Source organism: Nocardia sp. NPDC052112, from assembly GCF_040680135.1.
Lineage (GTDB): Bacteria > Actinomycetota > Actinomycetes > Mycobacteriales > Mycobacteriaceae > Nocardia.
In genome coordinates this window covers 1-5751 of the sequence record NZ_JBFAWD010000010.1, presented here as the reverse complement: position 1 = coordinate 5751, position 5751 = coordinate 1, and the positions used below count along the sequence as shown (strand labels likewise).

The window sequence follows — 5751 nt, the reverse complement described above, 5'->3', positions numbered from 1 at the left end:
GGTGGGCCGCATGGTTCGAAGCTCGTGCTGTTGGGTCGTAACGGAAACAGGCGGCGAAATCCTGACTCTGCCCTGAGGGTGGCATGAAGGGCGCACTGCTCATCGCCGGAACGACCTCTGACGCCGGGAAAAGTGTGGTGGCGGCCGGACTTTGCCGGATGCTGGCGCGGCGCGGTATCCGAGTGGCACCGTTCAAGGCGCAGAACATGTCCAACAACTCCGTCGTCACCCTGGACGGCGGCGAGATCGGTCGGGCCCAGGCGCTGCAGGCGGCCGCATGCGGGCTGGAACCGAGTGTGCGGTTCAATCCCGTGCTGCTCAAACCCGGCAGCGACCGGCGCTCGCAACTTGTGGTGCGCGGCAAGGCAATCGGCACGGTCGGCGCGCGCGACTATTTCCGGCATCGGCGGGATCTGCGCGAAGTCGTTGCCGCCGAACTGGATTCGCTGCGGGCCGAATTCGATGTGGTGATCTGCGAGGGCGCCGGGTCGCCCGCCGAAATCAATCTGCGCGCCACCGATCTGGCGAATATGGGGCTGGCGCGCGCGGCGCGACTGCCGGTGCTCGTGGTCGGCGATATCGACCGCGGTGGCGTGCTCGCCCATCTGTTCGGCACCGTGGCCGTGCTGGAACCCGAAGACCAGCAACTGATCTCCGGTTTCATCGTCAATAAGTTCCGCGGTGATGTCGAGCTGCTGCGTCCCGGACTCGAGCGGCTCACCGAGCTGACCGGACGACCGACTCTCGGTGTCATTCCCTATGCGGACGAGCTGTGGATCGATGCGGAGGATTCCCTCGGCACCGTCGCCGATGCCCCGGTCGGCCGCCCCAGTCCGCCGATCGGCGCCGAATGGCTCACGGTCGCCGCCATCCGGCTGCCGCGCATCTCGAATTCCACCGATGTCGAAGCGCTGGCCTGTGAGCCCGGAGTTGCGGTGCGCTGGGTCAGCGACCCGTCCCGGCTGGCCGATGCCGATCTGGTAGTGCTGCCGGGCAGTAAGGCGACCGTTTCGGACCTGGAGTGGTTGCGGCGCACCGGAATCGCCGATGCGCTACGGGCCAGGGCGGCGTCGCGGCGACCGATCCTCGGCATCTGCGGCGGATATCAGATGCTCGGGAGTCACATCGTCGATCGGGTCGAATCGGATGCGGGCGCGGTCGTCGGATTGGGGCTGCTCGATCTGGCGATCGAATTCGCCGATCCGAAAGTGCTTCGGCGCAGCACCGGACGGGGCCTCGGTAACGGAATTCCCGTGCACGGCTACGAGATTCACCACGGTCGGGTCGGACACAGTGGTGATCCGGCCTGGCTCGAGCTGGAAAGTGTCGCGGGCGACCGAGTTTCCCCGACGACAGAGGGCACCGCGCGCGGCGCGATCTGGGGCACCCACCTGCACGGCCTGCTGGAATCGGATGAGTTCCGTCGCTCATGGCTCCGCCAGGTCGCGGCCCACGCCGGACGGCGCGGTTTTATCGTCGACGACACCATCTCGGTCGCCGCGATCCGCTCGTCCCAACTCGATCTGCTCGCCGACCTGATCGAACAGCACCTCGATATCGATCACATCGAACGCGTGCTCACCGACGGCGTACGCACCGATCTGCCAACCATCGTCGCCGGTCTGGGCGTCGGCAGCACCACACTCTGACCAGCGGCACAACCACCGCACCGGGCTCGCGGACAACTGACATGCGGCCCTGTTCAAATAGGGCGTGTAGCGTACTCCGGCATGAAATCTCGGCGGATCACGGTCGGTGACCAGGCATGGACCGTGCGGGTCGACGGCCCGGAGTCTCGGCACAGCGTGTTGTTGTTGCCCGATGCCGGTGATCCGGTCAACGTCTACGACCGGGTGTGCGCGCGTCTGCACAACTCTGACCTGCGCACGATCGCGGTGGAATCCATAGCGGACCTGGATCCGGCGGGTGTGCACGCCATCCTCGACGAACTCGGCGTCCCCTGGGTGAATGTCGCCGGCCGCGGCGCGGGCGCGCAGTTGGGCTGGCAGGTCTGCGCGGGTGGTTTCGGACGGTTCATCAGCCTTGTCGTCGCCGATCGCGGCCATCCGGCGATACCCGCCGCCGATGGCACCGTCGCGGACGCGACGTGTGGGCCGGTGGAGGTCGCCGCCACCGTGTTGGTCACCAAGAAGCTGCCGCGCTCGATTGCAGATGCCTCCGGTCGCTATGTCTACGGCGAATTCCGGGTCGTGGAGATCGACGTCGACAATGTGGCGACCGAGGCCGACCACGAATTGGCCACCGAGATCGTGCTACGCACCAGCCTCTGGTGAACCGGCGGTCTTCTCACGGAAGGCCGCCAGCCAGTCCAGCCAGCTGTCGAGTTCGGTGAAGGCCTTGGCCAGCGGTTCGGCCGACGACAGGAAGACATCGTGGCGTGCGCCGTCGATCGGCACGATATTGGTCCGATCGCCGAGGCAGCCCGACCAGCGCTGAATCTGGCGGACATCGAGTACCGCATCCGCCACATCGATGGCCGGACCATACGTGCGCGCGAATTTCGTGATGCGCGAACGCAGAATCAACGCGGGCACGCCGACCGACAGCCCCGCCTGCAGTTTGGCGTGGCCGTTGCGGATCGCGCGCAGCCAGCCGAGCCGGACCGGGAAACCCGCCAGCGGCTTCCAATCCAGGTTGTAATGCCACTCGCCCGCGACGCTGTGGTGCAGGCTGTCGCCGTAGGAGCTGATCTTGCCGCCGGGCAATTCGAACATCGAGCGGAACCGGCCGACCATCTTGATCACCGGGGTGCCGATGGTCCGGTAGTACGCGGGGCCCTGCAGGTCGAACCAGGGGCTGTTGAGCACCAGGCCGACAATGCCCGACGTGGCCGTGCCCTTCGCCGTGTTGAGCCGGTCCAGCCAGAGCGGCACGATGAGCCCGCCGGTCGAATGCGCGACGATGAGCACGTGATCGCCCGCCTCTTCCTGGACGATCCGCAGCGATTCGTTCAGTTCGGCGTCGTAGAGCGCCAGATCGGTGACGTAGTGCGGCGTCTGGCCGTCGCGCAGTGACCGGCCGCACTTGCGCAGATCCAGTGCGTAGAACCGATGCCCGCGCTCGGCGAAGTGTTCGGCGAGGTGCTGTTGGAAGAAGTAGTCGGTGAAGCCGTGTACGTACAGCACAGCGGGTTCGGTGGCGGTGGCTTCGGCGTCGGGGAGGTAGCGGACGAGGGTCGCCACGGCCTCGCCTTCACCATCGGGGTCCGGACCGAGCGGGAGGGTGCGCTGCTCATAGCCCGCACCGAGGACATCCGGCTTCCATCGCTCGGCCGTGGGGGCCGTGATATCGGACACGCTGAGCGAGGCTTCGTTCGTCACAACGATCAATGTAGCCGGAGTGACTGCTTGCAGGTCACTCGAAAGGATCAGCGACGTCAGGGCCGATTCGAAGGTCGAGCGCCGGAAGGAATCTATGTCACATTCGGTAGGTTCGTTGCCGGGCTTCGAACAGGTGAGGTGCACAATTGGGCTAGGTGAACGGCGGGTAACCTACACCTCGCCGAGTCACGCAGGACTCGCAACAACCACATAGCGCCCGTGCCCAGCAGGCCCACCGTGGGGGTGGGCGTGCGCAGAAGGACAAGGAAGTCGATCTACCCGTGCCGAACGCTGCCATGACTGAAAAGACCGATGTAGTACTCATCGGTGCCGGCATCATGAGTGCCACTCTCGGCGCACTGCTTCGGCAGCTGCAGCCGGAATGGTCGATCTCCCTGTTCGAGCGGCTGGACGCGGCCGCCGCCGAAAGCAGCGATCCGTGGAACAACGCTGGCACCGGACACTCCGCACTCTGCGAGCTGAACTACAGCCCGCAGAATCCGGACGGCTCGGTCGATATCAGCAAGGCCATCGACATCAACGAGCGCTTCCAGGTCTCGCGCCAGTTCTGGTCCTACAGCGTGGAGAACGGCGTCCTCGGCGATCCCTCCGCCTTCATCAATCCCATCCCGCACGTCAGCTTCGTGCACGGCGCGGACAATGTGGACTACCTACGCAAGCGGTACGAGGCGCTGTCGCGGCATCCGCTGTTCGCCACGATGAAGTACATCGACAGCCCCGACGAATTCGCCAAGCGGCTGCCGCTGATGGCCAGGGGCCGCGACTTCTCCGATCCGATCGCGCTCAACTGGACCGATGAGGGCACCGATATCGACTTCGGTTCGCTCACCAGCGAACTGTTGGCCTATCTCGGCCGCACCGGCGTCGATCTGGCCTTCGGTCACGAGGTGCGCGATCTCACCAAGCAGTCCGACGGCTCCTGGCTGGTCAAGGTGCGCAACCTGCGTACCCGCCAAACCCGCACGCTCATCAGCAAATTCGTCTTCGTCGGCGCCGGTGGCGGTGCGTTGCCGCTGCTGCAGAAGGCGGACATCAAGGAGGCCAAGGGTTTCGGTGGCTTCCCGATCAGCGGTCAGTTCATTCGCTGCACCAACCCGGATCTGATCCACAAGCACAGGGCCAAGGTCTACGGCAAGGCCGCCGTCGGTGCGCCGCCGATGTCGGTGCCGCACTTGGACACTCGCATCATCAAGGGCAAGCCCGGACTGTTGTTCGGCCCATACGCGGGGTGGACGCCGAAGTTCCTGAAGGACGGTAAGAACACCGATCTGTTCAAGTCGGTGAAGCCGAACAATATCTTCTCGCTGCTCGGCGTCGGCGTCACCGAGCTCGGCCTGACCAAGTACTTGATCAGCGAGCTGCTCAAGTCCGAGGCGGGCAAGGTGGCCACGCTGGAGGAGTTCATGCCGCGTGCGGACGGACACGACTGGGAGCTGATCACCGCGGGGCAGCGCGTGCAGGTCATCCGACGCAAGGGGGCGGGCGGTGTGCTCGAGTTCGGCACGGCGGTTATCGCCGCCGAAGATGGCACCATTGCGGGTCTGCTCGGCGCGTCGCCCGGCGCGTCGACCTGTGTGAGCGCCATGGTCGATGTGCTGCAGAGGTGTTTCCCGCGCGAATACGCCGACTGGACCCCGAAGCTGAAGGAAATGGTGCCCTCGCTGGGCGTGAAGCTCTCGGAGAACCAGGCGCTGTTCCAGGAAGTCTGGGATTGGTCGACCAAAACCCTGAATCTGAACGGTGTGTCGGACAACACGCCCAAGCCCGCAGGGGTCGCGCCGACCGCGTAGTTGTGATAGCAAGACGCGATGATGTCAACAGTTGCACTCAAACGGTCCTGGGCGCTCGATCTCGACACCGCCACCTTGTATCAGCTGTTGAAACTTCGCGTCGAAGTCTTTGTCGTGGAGCAGAAATGCGCGTATCCAGAGCTGGACGGACTCGACCTGCTGCCGGAGACGCGCCATTTCTGGCTCGATGACGAGGGTGAGATCATCTCGACGCTGCGGCTGCACGAGGAGCACGAGAACGGTGTGAAGTCGTTCCGCATCGGACGGGTGTGCACCTCGGTTCCGGCGCGCGGACACGGGTACACCACCCGGCTGGTACGGGCCGCCCTCGCCGAGGCCGGTTCGGCAACCGTGCGCCTGAGTGCCCAGACCTACCTGGTCGACATGTACGCCAAATTCGGCTTCAAGCCCGACGGCGACGAATTCGAAGAGGACGGCATCATGCACCTCCCCATGCGCAAGGGCTGAATTGTTGGCAGCGCCTGCGGCGCTGTGTCTTTGGCCGCGCCTTCGGCGCGGCGGGTTCGCGGCCCCCTGGTGTCTCGCGTCCGAGCCGTCGAGACTCGCGACTTCGTCGCATGCGCTTCGACGGCTCGGAC

General features: G+C 65.3%; 5 protein-coding genes. 4 read left to right on the top strand and 1 reads right to left on the bottom strand.

Annotated elements, in window-relative coordinates; all coding sequences use genetic code 11:
* Nucleotides 1–83 precede the first annotated feature (83 nt).
* A complete protein-coding gene (locus AB0L58_RS20420) occupies nucleotides 84–1649 on the top strand; it encodes a cobyric acid synthase (RefSeq protein ID WP_364388891.1) in 1566 nt (521 codons plus the stop codon).
* An 81-nt stretch (nucleotides 1650–1730) separates the two neighbouring features.
* A complete protein-coding gene (locus AB0L58_RS20415) occupies nucleotides 1731–2294 on the top strand; it encodes an alpha/beta hydrolase (protein WP_364388888.1) in 564 nt (187 codons plus the stop codon).
* Here AB0L58_RS20415 and AB0L58_RS20410 read toward each other — a convergent pair.
* Nucleotides 2274–3341: an alpha/beta hydrolase gene (locus AB0L58_RS20410; RefSeq protein WP_364388886.1), complete on the bottom strand. Its 1068-nt coding sequence runs from the start codon at nucleotides 3339–3341 to the stop codon at nucleotides 2274–2276. The two genes, AB0L58_RS20415 and AB0L58_RS20410, sit on opposite strands and share 21 nt — an antisense overlap.
* Before the next feature lie 296 nt (nucleotides 3342–3637).
* Between AB0L58_RS20410 and mqo the strand changes: the two genes are divergently transcribed.
* Both mqo and AB0L58_RS20400 read left to right on the top strand, forming a co-directional pair.
* The gene (mqo, locus tag AB0L58_RS20405; protein ID WP_364388883.1) at nucleotides 3638–5152 is read left to right on the top strand and encodes a malate dehydrogenase (quinone); all 1515 of its coding nucleotides are present in this window, start codon (nucleotides 3638–3640) and stop codon (nucleotides 5150–5152) included.
* An 18-nt stretch (nucleotides 5153–5170) separates the two neighbouring features.
* A complete protein-coding gene (locus AB0L58_RS20400; protein WP_364388881.1) occupies nucleotides 5171–5620 on the top strand; it encodes a GNAT family N-acetyltransferase in 450 nt (149 codons plus the stop codon).
* Nucleotides 5621–5751 lie beyond the last annotated feature (131 nt).